11 protein-coding genes and 1 pseudogene are annotated in these 14,974 nt (G+C 65.8%); 5 read left to right on the top strand and 7 right to left on the bottom strand.

Annotation, left to right across the window (positions count from 1 at the left end):
• Positions 1-45: 45 nt before the first annotated feature.
• Genes dsbG through dsbD form a run of 3 tightly spaced genes read right to left on the bottom strand, consistent with a single transcriptional unit; the run spans position 46 to position 3,357 of the window.
• Entirely contained in the window at positions 46-807 is a 762-nt protein-coding gene (dsbG, locus tag NP534_RS13535; RefSeq protein WP_274099036.1) for a thiol:disulfide interchange protein DsbG, read from the bottom strand.
• Position 808: 1 nt separating this feature from the next.
• The gene (locus NP534_RS13530; RefSeq protein ID WP_274099035.1) at positions 809-1,645 is read right to left on the bottom strand and encodes a TlpA family protein disulfide reductase; all 837 of its coding nucleotides are present in this window, start codon (positions 1,643-1,645) and stop codon (positions 809-811) included.
• A complete protein-coding gene (gene dsbD, locus NP534_RS13525) occupies positions 1,645-3,357 on the bottom strand; it encodes a protein-disulfide reductase DsbD (protein WP_274099034.1) in 1,713 nt (570 codons plus the stop codon). Before dsbD ends, NP534_RS13530 begins: the two co-directional genes overlap by 1 nt.
• A 164-nt stretch (positions 3,358-3,521) precedes the next feature.
• On the opposite strand from dsbD, the gene NP534_RS13520 reads away from it, so the two are divergent.
• The 3 genes and pseudogenes from NP534_RS13520 (at position 3,522) to NP534_RS13510 (ending at position 7,072) form a co-directional block, all read left to right on the top strand.
• The gene (locus tag NP534_RS13520; protein ID WP_274099033.1) at positions 3,522-4,205 is read left to right on the top strand and encodes a response regulator; all 684 of its coding nucleotides are present in this window, start codon (positions 3,522-3,524) and stop codon (positions 4,203-4,205) included.
• Positions 4,202-5,515, top strand: a pseudogene (locus NP534_RS13515) (ATP-binding protein); the annotation flags it as partial. The gene NP534_RS13520 and the pseudogene NP534_RS13515, both read left to right, overlap by 4 nt.
• A 165-nt stretch (positions 5,516-5,680) precedes the next feature.
• Positions 5,681-7,072: an aspartate aminotransferase family protein gene (locus NP534_RS13510; protein ID WP_274099032.1), complete on the top strand. Its 1,392-nt coding sequence runs from the start codon at positions 5,681-5,683 to the stop codon at positions 7,070-7,072.
• A gap of 36 nt (positions 7,073-7,108) precedes the next feature.
• Here NP534_RS13510 and NP534_RS13505 read toward each other — a convergent pair whose 3' ends face one another.
• Positions 7,109-8,080, bottom strand: a complete 972-nt coding sequence (locus NP534_RS13505; RefSeq protein ID WP_274099031.1) for a siderophore-interacting protein — start codon at positions 8,078-8,080, stop codon at positions 7,109-7,111.
• Positions 8,081-8,154: 74 nt separating this feature from the next.
• On the bottom strand, positions 8,155-9,276 hold the full coding sequence (locus NP534_RS13500; RefSeq protein ID WP_274099030.1) for a cupin-like domain-containing protein: 1,122 nt from the start codon (positions 9,274-9,276) through the stop codon (positions 8,155-8,157).
• A 142-nt stretch (positions 9,277-9,418) separates the two neighbouring features.
• On the opposite strand from NP534_RS13500, the gene NP534_RS13495 reads away from it, so the two are divergent.
• Entirely contained in the window at positions 9,419-10,387 is a 969-nt protein-coding gene (locus NP534_RS13495; RefSeq protein ID WP_274099029.1) for an alpha/beta hydrolase, read from the top strand.
• A 36-nt stretch (positions 10,388-10,423) separates the two neighbouring features.
• On the opposite strand, the gene pvdN is transcribed toward NP534_RS13495, so the two are convergent.
• Together pvdN and NP534_RS13485 are read right to left on the bottom strand one after the other, a co-directional pair.
• Entirely contained in the window at positions 10,424-11,704 is a 1,281-nt protein-coding gene (pvdN, locus tag NP534_RS13490) for a pyoverdine-tailoring periplasmic protein PvdN (protein WP_274099028.1), read from the bottom strand.
• Between the two features lie 16 nt (positions 11,705-11,720).
• The gene (locus NP534_RS13485) at positions 11,721-13,067 is read right to left on the bottom strand and encodes a dipeptidase (RefSeq protein WP_274099027.1); all 1,347 of its coding nucleotides are present in this window, start codon (positions 13,065-13,067) and stop codon (positions 11,721-11,723) included.
• Positions 13,068-13,265: 198 nt separating this feature from the next.
• On the opposite strand from NP534_RS13485, the gene pvdP reads away from it, so the two are divergent.
• Positions 13,266-14,891: a pyoverdine maturation tyrosinase PvdP gene (pvdP, locus tag NP534_RS13480; RefSeq protein WP_274099026.1), complete on the top strand. Its 1,626-nt coding sequence runs from the start codon at positions 13,266-13,268 to the stop codon at positions 14,889-14,891.
• Positions 14,892-14,974: the final 83 nt, after the last annotated feature.

The raw sequence follows: 14,974 nt of genomic DNA, 5'->3' as shown, positions 1-14,974 counted from the left end.
GGGCGGCGCAGATCGAGCGCCGCCACCTAATACCCACGGCATGCACTACCGCTTGCCGAGTATCTTCCCCAGCATCTCCGGCCTTGGTGCCCCTTGCTGGCTCTGCAGGTTGCCCTGCTCATCCTGATAGAAGATCGCCGGGGTTGCTTGCAACCCCATTTCCTCCATCAACGCCATGTTCCCTTCCAGCTGCTTCTGCACTGCCTCCGGCACTTTCTCCAGCGCCTTGAGCGAACTGGCCTTGCCGGCCTTCTCGTGCTGTGCCAGCGCCTTGGCCGGGTCCTTGGCCGCCAGCAACGCCGCCGACTTGCCCGGGCTGTCCTCGCGAATGATGCCGACCATGATATGGCGCAACTGCACCTTGCCCGATTCCACCCATGGCCGCGCCTGCTGCCAGAACATATTGCAGTACGGGCAGTTGGGGTCGCTGAACAGGTAGACGATGCGTGGCGCATCGGCCTTGCCATCGGCGATCCAGGCGGTTTTTTCCATCTTCGCCCAGATGGCCTTGCTCATCGGCCCGTAGACCAGCTTGTCCAGCGGGGCGGCGCTGAGGTCCTGGCCTTGTTCGTCGAACAGGCTGCCGACCAGCACATGCTTGCCGTCAGGCGTCAGGTACAGGGCGATGCCGTTGTTCTGGTACTCGGCGGCATAACCGCGCAGGCCATCGGGGGCATCGAAGCTGCCCTTGATCACGGCGCCCTTGGCTTGCAGTTGCTGGATCGCCTTGGGCAGCGCTTCTTCGGCGTGCAGCGGCGGGGCGGCCAGCAGGGCCAGGGACAGGGGCAGCAGTGCAGTCAATCGCATGTCAGTTTCCTTGTGCGGCAGGGGTGGGCGCGGCGGCCCGGTCGAAAGGTTCCAGGGCGTGGCGCAGGCTGGCCCGTGACAGCTCGCCTAGGTGGCTGCCGATCAGCCGCCCGTCACTGTCGTAGAACAGCGTGGTGGGCAGGGCCATCGAGCCGACCCGTTGGGCCAGTTGGCCGGCGCCGTCGAACAGCACGTGGGTCAGGCTCAGGCCGGTGGTGGCGAGGAAGGTGCTGACGTTCTCGGGCGTCTCACCCTGGTTGACGAAGAGGAAGGTTACGTGGGGGTAGTCACCTTGGGCCTGTTGCAGCACCGGCATTTCGCGCCGGCAGGGCGGGCACCAGGTGGCCCAGATGTTGATGACCAGTGGCTTGCCACGGTAGCTGTGCAGCGCCACGGGTTGGCCGCCGGCGTTGCGCAGGCTCAGCTCAGGCAGCTCGGTGCCTTTGCTGTACAGGTGGCCGCCCAGGCTGCTGAGGCCCCAGAACAGCGCACCGCTGAACAAGGCCCAACCCAGCGGGCGGCGCAGGCCCGGGTGTCGCCAGCCTTGCCAGAGCGCGCCGAGCACGATGCCGGCAAGGCCGGACCAGAACAGGAAGCCGCCGTCGCGGATGTCGATGACTTGTACCAGGTCATCGCGGTACATCGGCCAGTAGGCCACGACGAAGCCCAGGCGCGCGCACAGCACGCCAATCAGAAACAGGTTGAAGAGTGCCGACTCCGGGCTTTCGCCGCCGCGGCGGGCGACCCACCAGCCGACCACGCTGGCGATCACCAGGGCGGTGAGCATCAGCAGGTGGTTGAGGGCCATGGTCAATGGCCCGAGGGTTACGGTCAGCATCAGCCTTGGCTCCTGGTCTGGGTCCAGTGTTGCAGGAACGCGGCAGCATCCACTTCACCGGTGATGCGCCGCGCGCGGCGTTCGTCGCCTTCCGGGCCGACCCAGATGATGCTGGGCGGGCCGGGTACCTGGTAGCGTTGCAGCAGTGCCTGGCTGGCCGGGGTGTCGGCGGTGACGTCCAGGCGCAGCAGGTGCACGCCGGCCAGGCCGGCGTGTACGTCGGCACGGGCAAACACCTTCTTTTCCATGACCTTGCACGACACGCACCAGTCGGCATAGTAGTCAAGCATCACCCATTGGCCACGGGCCTTGGCGGCGTCCAGCTCACGTTGCAGGTCCTCGGGGCGGCTGACGGTCACGAATGCATCCTCTGCCGGTTGCACCGACGCAGGCCCGCTACCCCCGGCGAACGGCCGCAAGGGTTGCCAGAGGTCATCGCCCCCGGCTGCTGCACCGACCAGCAATAGCCCGCCCCACAGCGCGCCCAGCAAAGGCAGCGCACGCAGCGCAGGCATACGCTGCAGGGCCGGCCATGCGGCCCAGGCCAGGGCGATCAGCCAGGCGCCGCTCAGGGCCAGCAGCAGGGCCTGTGGCAGCAGGCTGCGCACGGTATACAGGGCCATGGCCAGGAACACGAAGCCGAACACGCCCTTGACCAGGTTCATCCACGCGCCTGGTCGCGGCAGGTAGCGATTGCCCAGCGTGACCAGCAACAGCAGCGGCACGCCCATGCCCAGGCCCAGGCTGAACAGCACCAGCGCGCCATGCAGCACGTCGCCGCTCTGGGCGATGTACAGCAGCGCCCCGGCCAGCGGCGCGGTCATGCACGGGCCGAGCAGCAGGCCGGAGAGCGCCCCGAGCAGCGCGGCACCGTACAGGTTGCCGCCACGGGTACCTTGCCCGGCGCGGTCGAGACGGTCGCGCAGGGCGGCGGGCAGCTGCAGCTCGAAGGCGCCGAACATCGGCAGCGCCAGCACCACGAACAATGCCGCCAGGCTGCCCAGCAGCCAGGGTTGCTGCAACCAGGCCTGCAGGCTGGCGCCGAGCAGCGCCGCCACCACGCCCAGGCCGGCGTACACCAAGGCCATGCTCAGCACGTACACCGCGGCCAGTAACCAGCCGCGTCGGGCGCTGGCGCCATTGCCCAGTACCAGCCCGGCGAGAATCGGCAGCATCGGCAGCGAGCAGGGGGTGAAGGCCAGCAGCAGGCCAAGGCCGAAGAAGGCCAGCAGGCCCCACGCCAGGTTGCCCTGTTGCAGGTTGCTGGCCAGGGCCTGGTCGCTGGCCTGATCGGCGGCCGGGGTCACGCTGCCACCCAGGTCGATGGCGGTGGTCTGCGGCGGGTAGCACAGGCCGGCGTCGGCGCAGCCCTGCCAACCCAGGCGTAGCTGGCCTTGTGCGTTGGCGGGGATCAGCAGTTCGAGTTGGTCGCGGTACACCGCACTGTCGCCGAAGAATTCGTCGTGGTGGTTGAGCGCAGGCGGCAACTGCGGCTGCTGCTCGGCGGGCAGGCCGTCGAACTTCAGGCGCTTCTGGTAAAGGTAGTAACCTTGCTTGATCTGGAAGAACAGACGCATCTGGCCATCGGCCTGGCGGTCGTGGCTCAGCACAAACGCCTGATCGACCGGCAGGAAGTCGGGTTTGACGTCGAACGGGTTGGCTTGCAGGGGGCCGGCCAGCAGCAGTGTCAGGAACAGAAAGAGGGCGCGCATGTCTTCGCCTTGGCAGTACGTTGAAGTGGGCCATGCTGGCCTGGGTCGATTAACCCAAGGTTAACCCGGTCCTACATCCCCCCCAAACGCACGCGCCAGGTCCATAATCTCCACTTAATCCACCCGTGGTGCAGTATCTGCCTCACCCAACCCGGAGCCCCACCATGCACGTTCTGCTCTGCGAGGACGATGACCTGATCGCCAGCGGCATCTGCGCCGGCCTCACCGCCCAGGGCCTGACCGTGGACCGGGTCGCCAATGCTGCGGGTGCACGGGCGATGCTCCAGGCGGCGCAGTTTGATGTGATGATCCTCGACCTCGGGCTGCCCGATGAAGACGGCCTCAAGCTGCTGCGGCGCCTGCGTCAGCAGGGCGAGACGTTGCCGGTGCTGGTGCTCACGGCGCGCGATGCGGTCACCGACCGGGTCGATGGCCTGCAGGCCGGCGCCGACGACTACCTGCTCAAGCCGTTCGACCTGCGCGAGCTGGCAGCGCGCCTGCACACCTTGCTGCGCCGTGTGGCCGGGCGGGCGGTGAATGCCATCGAGCATGGGCCGCTGCGTTATGACCCCAGCAGCTGCGAAGCGACCCTGGCCGGCCAGCCGGTCGACCTTTCCCGCCGTGAGCAGGCGCTGCTCCAGGCCCTGCTGCAGAACCCAGGGCGGGTGCTGTCCAGCGAACAGTTGAAAGATTGCGTGTACGGCTTCAGTGACGAGGTCGAGAGCAACGCCCTCAATGTGCATATTCACCATTTGCGCCGCAAGCTCGGTAACAGCATCGTCGAAACCGTGCGTGGCCTGGGCTACCGGCTTGGCCCTGCGCAGGCACCGGAAGAGGTTGCGCCATGAGCCTGCGGGTACGCCTGAGCCTGATCCTGGGCAGCGCCTTCGTGATCATCTGGGTACTGGCTGCCGCATGGATGCTGCGCGACCTGCGCCAGCAGATGATGTTTTCCCTCGACCAGCGCCTGGTGGCTTCGGCGCGCATGGTTGCCGGGCTGATCGACCAGTTGCCGCAGCCATTGGCGGCCAAGGGCGAGGATGCGCATTTTTCCGCCGACCAGTTCAGCGTGCCGGATGGCATGGCCTGCCAGGTGAGCTCACTGCGGGGCGAGATCCTGGCCAGCAACCACAAGCATGACGGGGCGATGGATGATCAGCGCAGCGGCTTCCGTGACCAGACCATCGACGACGCGTTGTGGCGTACGTTCACCTACAACCACGGAGATGTGCGCATCACCACCGCCGACCGCCACATGGAGCGCGAGGCCCTGAACCAGTCGATCCTGCTGGCAGCCTCGGCACCGGTGCTGATGGCGTTGCTCGGCAGCCTCGGCCTGTTGTGGATCGGCCTGGGCAAGGGCCTGGAGCCGCTCAATAGGATGCGCGACGCCCTGCGTCGGCGGCGTGCCGACAGTGTCGAACCCTTGCAGGTGGCCGGCATGCCCAGCGAGCTGCAACCGCTGCTGGAAACCCAGAACCAGTTGTTCCTGCGCATTGCCCAGACCCTCGAACGCGAGCGACGCCTGACCGATGACGCGGCCCATGAATTGCGCAGCCCGCTGACGGCGATCAAGACCCACCTGCAGGTGGCGCGCATGACCGATGGCGCGGTGCGCGAGCAGGCGCTGGAGCATGCCGAACAAGGTGCCGACCGCATGCACCGCACGCTCGAGCAACTGCTGATGCTGGCGCGTGTCGAGGGCAGCCTGTCGTTCGAGGATGGCGTGCAGTGCAGCGCCGAGCAGGTCGCCCGGCAGGCGGTGCAGGATGCCGGCGGCGGCGACAACCGGCGGATCGTGCTGCGCCTGCCCGAGCAGGCCACGCAGATCTACCTGGGCATGCCCGCGCCGCTGGCGGTCGCGGCCTTGCGCAACCTGCTGGACAACGCCTTGCGCCATGGTGGCGAAAGCGCGGTGGAGCTGGAAGTGCAGATGGCTGACGGCCAGGTGGGCTTCATGGTGCGTGACCACGGGCCGGGGATTGCCGACGACGACTTGCAGCACCTGACCGAGCGGTTCTGGCGCAATGGCCAGAGTGGCGGGTGTGGGCTGGGCTTGGCGATCGTCCAGGCGATTGTTCAGCGTTGCGCCGGCACCTTACGTTTCGACAGCCGCAGCGATGGCTTGCGCGTGCTGTTGCAGGCACCTACCCGCCCCCCATCTCCCGACAAACCCTCCCAGCATCCCGTAACGAACCCTAAAAATCCCGCAACAACCGCTAAATCCTCCCGGCGCTGAAGCGTTTCCCAAGCGACAACTACCCGCACACATCTGCTTACAGGGGCGTGGCGGGGCACTTTCGCTTGCTTGCGAGGATCTACCATGTCGACCGCTACCCGCCTTGCCCAGGTCTTGCCGGCCAGTGCGCCGCAACCCCTGTACGAGTTCAACGATTCGCCGTTGCTGCAACGCCAGCAGCAACAGGAATCCAACGCCCGCAGCTACCCGCGGCGTATTCCACTGGCGCTCAAGCGCGCCCGTGGCATCCATGTCGAAGATGTCGAAGGCCGCCAGTTCATCGACTGCCTGGCCGGCGCCGGCACCTTGGCCCTGGGCCATAACCACCCCGTGGTGATCGAGGCGATCCAGCAAGTGCTGGCCGACGAACTGCCGCTGCACACCCTCGACCTGACCACGCCGGTCAAGGACCGCTTTGTCCAGGACCTGTTCGGCGTACTGCCCGAAGCGCTGCGCCGGGAAGCCAAAGTGCAATTCTGCGGCCCGACCGGCACCGATGCTGTTGAAGCGGCGCTCAAACTGGTGCGTGGCGCCACCGGGCGCAGCACCGTGCTGGCCTTCCAGGGCGCCTACCATGGCATGAGCCAGGGCGCGCTGAGCCTGATGGGCAGCCACGGGCCGAAACAGCCGCTGGGTGCCCTGCTGGGCAACGGGGTGCAGTTCATGCCGTACCCCTACGACTACCGTTGCCCGTTCGGCCTGGGGGGCGAAGCCGGGGTCAAGGCCAACCTGCATTACCTGGAAAACCTGCTGCTCGACCCTGAAAGCGGCGTGCCACTGCCGGCAGCGGTGATCCTCGAAGTGGTGCAGGGCGAAGGTGGCGTTGTGCCCGCCGATATCGAGTGGCTCAAGGGCGTGCGACGGATCACCGAGCAAGCCGGCGTGGCGCTGATCGTCGACGAGATCCAGAGTGGCTTTGCCCGCACCGGGCGGATGTTCGCCTTCGAGCATGCCGGTATCGTGCCGGACGTGGTGACCTTGTCCAAGGCCATCGGCGGCAGCCTGCCGCTGGCGGTGGTGGTGTACCGCGACTGGCTGGACACCTGGAAGCCAGGCGCCCATGCCGGCACCTTCCGTGGCAACCAGATGGCCATGGCCGCAGGCTCGGCGGTGATCCATTACTTGGTCGAGCATCACCTGGCCGAGCACGCCGAGGCCATGGGCCAGCGCCTGCGCCAGCACTTGCTGCACCTGCAGCGGGATTATCCGCAGTTGGGCGATATCCGGGGCCGTGGGCTGATGCTCGGGGTAGAGCTGGTCGACCCGCACGGCCAACGCGATGCCCTGGGGCACCCTGTGGCCAACCGCGAGTTGGCGCCCAAGGTTCAGCGTGAATGCCTCAAGCGTGGCCTGATCCTGGAGTTGGGGGGGCGCCACGGTGCAGTGGTGCGCTTCCTGCCACCGCTGATTATCAGTGGCGAGCAAATCGACGAGGTGGCGCAGCGGTTTGCCGAGGCACTGAAAGCTGCGGTCTGACACATGCCGGGGCCGCGTTGCGGCCCCGGCAATGGCTCAATCTAACGTGCGTCCAGCCCGCCAATAGCCCATCAACGTCAGGCAGTCCCGCGGCAGCCCACGTTCCTTGATCAGGTACCGCCGGATATCCATCACCGTCGCCGACTCACCCGCTACCCAGGCGTGAAAGGCGCTGTTGCTGGTAGTGCTGGCCTGCTCCCACAAGATGCGCGTGTCGATGTCCACTTCTTCCAGCTTCAGCCGGGGCGCTGCGCTCCCATTCGGCAGGCTGGCCAGTTCGCGTACGGCATGTTGCATGGCCTGGCCATGGCCGCAATGCAGCAGTTCACGGGGTAGCCAGTGCAGACGCGTGGCGGTGCCATGGTGCAACGCCAGGCAGTCGGCCTCCAAGGGCACCTCGATGAAAGCTTGCACGGCAAGCTCGGGCTGTACGTCGGCCAATTGCTCGAGGATACCGGCGATGGCCGGCAGTGCCGTTTCGTCCCCGACCAGCAGCACCTCGCGTACCCCCTGCGGCGGCTTCCATTCATAACCCCCGGGGTCGCCGGCGTAGGCCAAGTTGGGGGCGACCATCTGCAGGCCGTCACCCACCTGGGCCTGGGTGGCCCAGGCCGAGGCGGGCCCGTTGACGCCATGCAGCACGAAATCGACATCTACCTCCAGGGCTTCCCGGCGCAAGTTGCGAATGGTGTAGGTGCGCATGGGTGGGCGTTGGGCCGGCGCCAGTGCACTGTGCGCGGCTTTCCAGTGGGTGTCGTTGGGCAGGCTGGGCAACGAGCCATCGGCGGCCGGGAAGAACAGCTTCACGCGCTGGTCGGGGGCCAAGGTGGTCATTTGCGCGACATCGGGGCCGGTGAACACCAGGCGCGTCAACGACGGGCTGAGGCTGATGCGCCGAGCCAGCACCAGGTCGAATATGCGATAGGCGCTGGTGCTCGGCGAGCGGCCCTTGATCAGCCGGCGCAAGCCATGCTGCAGCGCCTGGGACAGGCGGGTGGGGGTGGCCATGCGGGCGTCCTCTTGCAAGCGGGTTTCTCTAGAAACGAGCCGACGCCACCGCAAATTAACCCCCGCAAGGGCGGCTACCAGCCGCGCCCGGAGTTCACCCAGAAGTTCACCGACAACGAGGTGGATACCGACTCCACCTGATGGAACCAGCCTTCAGGCAGGAACAACAGGTCCCCGGCCTGCAGCACCACGCGCAGGAAGGGCACCGCGCGCGCCGCCGGGAAGCGTTGGTAGTCTGGCGCGTCGGGGTTGAAGTCGCAGCCGTCAAGGCCCCCTTTGGGGCTGGTCGACCAGGTGCCCAGCGCTGCCCGGTGGTGAGGTGCGGCGAGGATGAACGACTTCTGGCCCCAGACTTGGGCGAACAGGTTGTCGGTGTCGTCGCGGTGCAGGGGCGTCAGGGTACCCTTGGGGCCGATCCAGATGCGGGGCGAGATGAAGCGCTGACGCTCGAAGTAATCCGGAAAGCGGATCAGTGTCAGGAGTTTTTCCGGGACGATGTTGTTGCCCATGTAGGCCGGTGTCTCGCCAGGCTTGGCCGGTTTGTCCAGCGAAGCGATGAAGTCGGCCATGGAGGTCGAGCGGAAGTCGCGGTCGGTGGAGAAGGTTTTCTTGACGTAGTCGCCATGCCGGGTAATGCCCTGCAGCTCGGCGAAATGCTCGAGCGAAGCCTCGCGGCCCATGCTGAACAGTGGCCAGTCCTGCAGGGCGTCGCTGAGTACCACAGGGGTGCCATGCAGCAGAAACTCGCTTTGAAAGCGCGACAGCGGCATGTCGGCCCGGGCTATGCGCAGCACCTCGCGCTGCACTGGCAGCGCCGCCGAAACCCGTTCGCTGAGGCGCGCCGGCGTGGGGTAGCGCTGGTTCATCGCCACCTTGGCCGGCGCCGCACCTTTGCGGGCGTTGTTGATGATCTGCGGCAGCAAGGTAGCCAGGCCCATGTTGCCGGTGATTTTCAGGCGTGCGCTGGCGAACAGCTCCTCGACATTGGCCGTGCCGCCCATGATGCCGAGGAAGTCGCGCTCGGCCACTTCGATGGTGACATCCGGGGTGCTGTGCCGGCCCGCGCCCGTGCGGCTGGTGTCGCGCACTTCCGACCAGAAGGCTCGGTCCTGGCCGAAGACGAACTGGAACACGCCTTCGATGCCGACGGCATGGGCGTTGGCGAACAGTTTGCTGAGGATGCTCTGAAGGTCCACGGTTAGCCTCTGACGGGGTTTCGTTGTGCAGGGATAACGAGTGTGTCCGTCGTCGATTTAGCCGTGCCTGCCGCTAATTTTCGCGGGGCCTTCTACGTTCCGTAGGGATAGCCGAGTCACATTGTTCAAGCAAGGATCCAACATGGCATTGCACCCTGATCTGGCGGGTTTTCTGGAGCTGGTCGAATTTGGCCGGTTGACGGGCAGAAGCCTGCCCATGCACGCGATGGACGTGGCCCAGGCCCGGGCGGAGTTCGAGGGCAGCTCGCAAGTGCTCGACCCCAGCCCGCCCGGCAGCCTGCAGGTGAGCGAGCTGAACGTTCCGGCGCGTGATGGCGCCACCCTGCCAGCGCGGCTATACCGCACGGGCGACGCGGGCGGTGCTTTGCAGCCGGTGATTTTCTACCTGCACGGTGGCGGCTACGTTGTAGGCAGTCTCGACTCGCATGATTCGGTGTGCCGCCGTCTGGCTGCCATGGGCGAGTTCGCAGTGTTGGCGGCGGATTACCGACTGGCACCGGAGCAGCCGTTTCCGGTGGCGCTGCACGATGTGTTGGATGCCGCCAATTGGCTGGCCGAACAGGCGTCAGCGCTTGGGCTGGACAATCGCCGAGTGGTGCTGGCGGGGGACAGCGTCGGCGCCAGCCTGGCTGCGGTGCTGGCCATCACCGCCGTCGAACAGCCCGAGGTGTTGGCGTTCAAGCCGCTGGCGCAGTTGTTGTTCTATCCGGTGACCGATATTTCCTGCCAGCGCGAGTCCCATCGGCAACATGCCGAGGGCTACCTGCTGGAAACGCCTACCTTGGAGTGGTTCTACCAGCACTATGCGCCGCAGCCGGAGCAGCGCCTGGACTGGCGCGTGTCGCCCTTGCTGTCGACGCTGCGCGCGCCGTTGGCGCCGGCTTATCTGTTCGTGGCCGAGTACGATCCGTTGCATGACGAAGGGATTGCCTACCGTGATTGGTTGGTAGCGGGCGGGACCGAGGTGACGTTTGCCCGGGTCGAGGGGCTGACCCATGACTTTTTGCGCATGTCGGGGATTGTTGGGCAGGTGGGCGGTATCTATCAGGATGTGGGACGTTGGCTGGAGGGGGTTGGGGATAAGGTTTGAGATTGCCGGGGGGCGCTTTGCGCCCCTTCCTGCAGCTCAGCGCACCCGCCGTCCCAGTACATCGACCAGCCGGTCGATCTCGGCCTCTGTATTGAGCAACCCAGGCGCGGTACGCACCACCGGCCCGGCATCACGCGACACCGCATCGACGACAATGCGCTGGCTGTTCAGGTACCCAGCCACGTCATCCGCCTCCTGACCCTTGACCCTGAAGAAGGTGAAACCTGCCGAGTAATCAGCGCTGCGGGGCGTCACCAGCTCGACCGCCTCAAGCGCCTCCAGGCGTTGCTTGAGGTAATCGTTGAGCCCATGAATACGCGCCTGGACCTTCGCCTTACCCTGCTGCAGGTGCAGTTCGAACGCCTTGCCCAGCGCCCAGCGGTGCTCGAAGGCATGGTAGCCACCGGGGGTCATCACGGTGGCGAAGTCTTCATTCTCGGAAAACGTGGCGATGGTCGGGTTCAGGTGCTTGAGCTCGGTGGAGGCCGCGCAGATGATCCCGGTGCCGCGTGGCCCGAACATCCACTTGTGGGTGCCGGCGATGAAGTAGTCGCAGTTCAGGTCGGCAAAGCGCACGTCCTCGACGCCGAAGCCATGCACGCCGTCAATCACATAGATAATTTGATCGCGCTCGTCGCGCTGGCGATTGACCTCGCGCACCAGTGCGCCGATCTCGCCGACAGGCAGCTTCACACCGCTGCCCGAATGCACCCAGGTCATGCCCAGTACGCGGGTCTTGGGGCTGATGGCCGTAGTGAGGGTGCCCAATACCTGGTCAGTGCTGACCAGAGCGGGGTTTTCGAACAGGCGCAATCTGCGCACCGGCGTGCCATCGCGCGCGGTGCGAAAGCCCAGGGTATGGCGCGCCGCCGAATGCTCGTGCACGGTGGTGAGGATTTCCTGCCCCGGCGCAAGCTTCAGGCCGCCATAGATCAGGCCCAGGCCTTCTGTGGTGCTGCCGGTCAGGGCGATCTGCCGAGGGTTCACTTCCAGGTAGCGGCCCGCCCACTCGCGCACGGCGGCTTCGTGCTTCCACTCCGCCTGGCTGTCCCAGTCGACCATGCGTGCCGGGTGCCGGTCGAAGCTCGCGCGCAGGGCTTCGATGGCCTCGCGCACGGGCTTTGGGTGTGAGGTGATCAGGAAGTTGGCGAAGTGCGCGTACTCCGGGTCCAGCTCGAACAGGCTGCGAAAGCCTGCCCAGGCGTCGCCACCTGCAGCTGGCGAGGCGGCGTGTGCGCCCGGCAGCCACTGGCTGGCCAAGGGCAGGGCGGCGGCCAGGAGGCCTGCCTGCTTGAGAAACGTACGGCGATGGTTCATGAAGGCACTCGCAGGCTTATCGGGACGAGGTGGTGGCGGGTTGTGCGGCGTGCTGCACCTGTTCCCACACGCGCAGGAAGTTGCCGCCCCAGAGCTTGGCGATATCGGCCTCGGAAAAACCGCGGCTGATCAGCTCGGCGGTCACGTTGCGCGCTTCGCTGGCGTCGTGCCAGCCGTCAATGCCGCCGCCTTCGTTGAAGTCCGAGCTCAGGCCCACATGGTCGATGCCCACCTTGCGCACCGTGTAGTCGATGGCGTCGCCAAAGTCCTTGAGCGTGGCCGGTGGTTCTTCGTCGAGGATCCCGTACAGCGCGTTGGCGTACTGGCCCACTTTCTGTTCGGGCCAGCCGGCGATGACCGGGTCGCCCGGCATCAACGCGTAGTTGAGGTTGGCCAGTGGCGGCAGGTCGTAGCGGGCGCGCAGGTCGTTGAGTTTGCCCTGGGTCTTGGGGCTCAGCGGCTTGAGATAGGTTGAAAACGCCACCAGCTGGATCACCCCACCGCTGTCCTTGATCAGTTGCATCTCCTTGTCGGACAGGTTACGGGCGATATCGACCATGGCCCGCGGGGCCGAATGCGAAGCCACCACGGGCGCGCGGCTGAGGCTGATGGCCTGGGCCAGTGCCTTGCTCGACATCTGCGACACATCGATGATCACGCCCAGGTCGTTGAGCCGCTGCACGGCACGTTTGCCGACCGGCGAAAGGCCGTCCAGGGCATCGGCGGTGTCATTGAAGAACGGCAGCGGGCGCGAAGAGTCGGCCCAACTGTTGTTGCCCACATAGCTGAAGCCGAACATGCGCACGCCGCGTGCGGCCCAGCGGTCCAGCTGATCGACGTCGTCGCCCAGGGCATAGGCATTGAGCATGCTGAGGAACACTGCGAACTTGCCCTCGCCATGCAGGCGCCGCATGTCTTGCGGGGTGTAGGCGATACCGACCTGCTCGGGGAAGTCGCGGACCATGGCGTCGATGGCGTTGTAGCGCACTTCCTGGGTGTGGCGCGCGGCTTCGACGAAGCCTGCGGTCGGCCGGTGCGGGCCATCGTCGCCGGTCCAGGATTCGGGCCAGGCGAAGATGGTCAGTGCGGCGCCGGACAACCGCCCGCGGGCGGCCTTGGCGAGGTCGAAGCGGCCGTTGCCGTCTTTGTCAGCCTCGCTGCCTTCGGTGCCGAAGGTCAGCGGCAGGGTGACATGGCTGTCGAACGAGATGATGCGTTCCTGCAGGTCGTTGGCCTGGCGCACCACTTCTCTGGAGTAGCCTGCCGGTGTGTTGAAGTAGTGCCAGGCGGCAAAACCGGCACCTGCGGTCACGGCCGTGGCCAGGCTGATAAACAGGGCTTTCTTCCAGCGTGGAGTCGTCATCTTGGTCTCAGTAGGTTCACCGTCGAGGGATGGGCACAGAGGCCGCCGCTACCTGGAGTGAACGAGCCTGCCGTGTGGAAATTTAGCCAGCCACGGCGGCTCGTCTACGCCAGCAACGGTAAATTTTGCGGTGTGTACAACGTTCTAGCCTTGGACGGGCCGTGCTCCATGGCCGCAATCAATGCACAGGTAGTTGCAATGACGATTTCTCGACGTGGGTTCATCGCCGGTGTGGCATTGACGGGCGCGGTGGTGCCCGGTGCGTGGTATGCCCAGCGCCAATGGGCCGCCGAAGCGTTCCCGGAAACCCCCGGCGAGGCGGTCGTCGAACTGGCCGATACACCGTTGCAGCAGTTGGGTGACACCTTGCGCGGGATCTGGCGCTGGACCCTGCAGGGCAAGGACGCGGGCCTGCAAGGCTTGCCTGACGGCGAACTGGAGTTGTTCCTGGATGTTGCACCCAGTGGCCGGGCGCTGCGTGGTTATCTGGACACCCCCGAGCGTCTGCGCAGTGATGAACAGCCGCGCTACCGCGTGGTGGGCGACCTGCTGGCAGACAAGCCAGGCACCTTGCGCTGGCGCTTGTTCTCGACCCAGCCGGGTGAAACGCAGGCGCGCTATGAATGCCATATCGTCATCGACGAGGTGTGGGGCCGCTTTGGCAATGCCGGGCCAGCGACCCTCAATGGGCGTATCGCGCAACTGGACCGTGCGCTGTCGTTGCCGGTGCAGGACAACCACTTTCTGGCGCTCAAGCACACCTTCCCCGAGGCGCGTGAGCGCACGCCACTGAGCCCGCAGTTGCTCGCCTGGCTGATCACCCCGGAGCACCGTCTGTTTCACCAGTTGTGGCATGCCTCGCGTGACAAATGGCACAAGCTGGACAAGGACAAACATGCCGCCCTGCGCGGCTTGGGCTGGCAGCCGGGGCCGCGTGAGAGGGAGCGTGACGCGCGTGGCCGGCACAAGGACCGCAACGGCTCGGGCGAAGACTTCTTTTTCATGCACCGGCATATGCTCGGTAGCGCGCGAGCCTTGCAGGACCTGCCTTCGTGGGCGCGGTTTCCGCAGCCACAGCCGGAGCTTGAGCGCGACCGCGCAGGCTTCGCCCGCTATTTCGACAACCACGATGGGAATGCCTTGCCGCCCACCTGGCTGGCGAGCGGCGACGCGGAATACACCCAGTGGGTGCGCGACATCAAGAGCCCGGATACCTACCATGGCAACTTCCAGGTCTGGGAGTCGCGTTACAGTGACCCTGAATACCTGAGCACGTTGACCCTGGGCCAGTTCGGTTCGGAAGTGGAGCTGGGCCTGCATGACTGGCTGCACATGCGCTGGGCTTCGGTGCCGCGTGACCCTGTCAACGGCATGCCGGTGCCGACGGCGCGCACGCCTGACGATTTCGCCTTGCGCTGGTTTGCGGCCCAGAACGACTTTCTTGGCGACCCGTTTTCATCCCACGTGAACCCGGTGTTCTGGCAGTTTCATGGTTGGATCGATGACCGCATCGAGGACTGGTTTCGGGCCCATGAGCGGGTTCACCCCGGTGAGGTGCGGCGCCTTGAAATCAATGGTGTGCCCTGGTTTGCGCCAGGGCGCTGGGTTGAAGTGGCCGACCCTTGGTTGGGGCCTGATACGCACGGGTGCTCTACAGTGCCGGGGTTGAGGCCGGGGCGCAGTGTGGAGATGGACCCGGAAACGATGAAGCTGGCCTTGCGGATTATCTATAGCGATGAGGACCTGTTTGGCAAGTTGCGGCCCAAGGTGCCACAGCGGCCTTGGTATGCGCGGAATTTGAAGGTGGGCGTGCGGGGGCGTTGATATCGGTTGGGGGTGGCCTTGGGGTGTAGGGCGGTAATTTTGCAGCGCCGATGAGATCGAGCGCCATGAAGTCCCACTCGTCG

It is taken from the genome of Pseudomonas sp. 39004 (assembly GCF_028682155.1).
Taxonomy (GTDB): domain Bacteria; phylum Pseudomonadota; class Gammaproteobacteria; order Pseudomonadales; family Pseudomonadaceae; genus Aquipseudomonas; species Aquipseudomonas capeferrum.
Note: the sequence above shows the minus strand (reverse complement) of the source record. Positions and strands in the feature narration are given on the sequence as shown.